The sequence below is a fragment of the Pseudomonas parakoreensis genome, assembly GCF_021602155.1.
Taxonomy (GTDB): Bacteria; Pseudomonadota; Gammaproteobacteria; order Pseudomonadales; family Pseudomonadaceae; genus Aquipseudomonas; species Aquipseudomonas parakoreensis.
On sequence record NZ_BQHY01000056.1, the window covers coordinates 1 to 1464 of the forward strand.

The 1464-nt window shown below is 57.0% G+C and carries 2 protein-coding genes; both read left to right on the forward strand.

The window, feature by feature from the left end; genetic code table 11:
- The coding region (locus L6D63_RS28310) for a tail fiber domain-containing protein (RefSeq protein WP_236170508.1) at positions 1-1065 on the forward strand (1065 nt) is incomplete at its 5' end.
- A 59-nt stretch (positions 1066-1124) separates the two neighbouring features.
- Positions 1125-1464: cell wall hydrolase (locus tag L6D63_RS28315; RefSeq protein ID WP_236170509.1), on the forward strand; the 340-nt coding region annotated here is incomplete at its 3' end.

A 1464-nucleotide genomic window follows, 5' to 3' on the forward strand; every position in this document is an offset into this window, starting at 1 on the left:
GAGGTGACCAACATCGCCAGCAATACGGCTCTGTCGATCTCGCCCAACTACGAAGGCCCGACAGCGGCCGGCGGCTTCTACTCGATCATGCCGGTACAGGGCTACCAGAAGGATCTGTCCGACCAGGTGCGCGCCATCCTCAATGACTACGGCGAGAAGCTGGCGGCGCTCGGGACTACTGGGAACTACGACATTTTGCCTCCCAGCAAGGGCGGCACGGGCATAACCGATCTTTCCGTTTTCATCGAAGGGCTGTTGAATGACACGGACGCACCAGCGGCACGCGCCACGCTGGAGGCGGCGAAGTCTGGCGCGAACGGCGATATCACCTCCATTACAGGGATGACTACAGCTCTCTCTGTGTCTCAAGGTGGTACGGGAGGGAAAACACAGGCGGCCGCGCGAACTGGCCTCGGATTGGGTAGTGCGGCTGTTCTGGAAGTTGGCACGGGTGCTGGAACTGTCGCCGCTGGCAACGACCCCAGGATGACAGGCGCTGTGCAGACTGGCTCGGCAGCCAACGTTGCAACTCTGCGGTTGAATAATGCTGCAACTTTGTCCAGTAGCGCCGGATATTTTATCTCTAGCGCCACGTTTTTCCCCCCTGGGTATCGCTCAAGTAACGGCGGTACGGCCAATTCGAGTACTTGGAATCTCTTTTGGGGTTCCGGCATGCAGGTGTGGGTGGATGGCACTAACACTGGCACGATTCAGTACACCGCGTCGGATGAGCGCATAAAGGAGGAAATCACTTACGTTCAAGATACCTCTGGCGACCTCTCGCTAGTTGAGTCACTGCGGCCGGTTACCTACAGATTTTCACAGCGTGGGCCGGTTGCTCAGTCCGGCATAAAACGAGGTTTCATCGCTCAAGATGTAATGGTATCGGATTCAGCGCTGGTGACTGGCGAGATCATCGAGGGCGAAACGAAGGACAATATCACCTCAATTCTTTCGCTCGACTCACTCGGTCTCGTTTCCTATCTGGTTGGTGCAGTGCAAGAGCTTTCGTTGAGAAATAAACAACTTGAAAGCCGAATCAGCGCGATTGAGCCAAGTTCATAACTGCCGGTTTTCGAATCCACCCGCCATTGAGCGGGTATTTTTTTGCCTGGAGAAAAGTGATGCCTGTAACCGAAAAAGATCGCGACATCCTTGCCCGCACGCTTTGGGGCGAGGCCCGAGGTGAAGGCCCGGCCGGACAAGTAGCCGTGGCCTGGACGATCCGCAACCGCGTGTTCGATGGCAAGACCAATTCGTGGTGGGGCGAGGGCTACGCCGGCGTGTGCCAGAAGCCTTACCAGTTCAGCTGCTGGAACAAGACTGACCCGAACTATCAGTTCCTGATCGGCGTAAAGGAAATCCCGTTTCGCGAGCTGGCGCAATGCCGAATCGCTGCTGATCAAGTGATCGACGGCAAGGTGCCGGATCCCACCGGCGGCGCCACGCATTACTACGCTACCA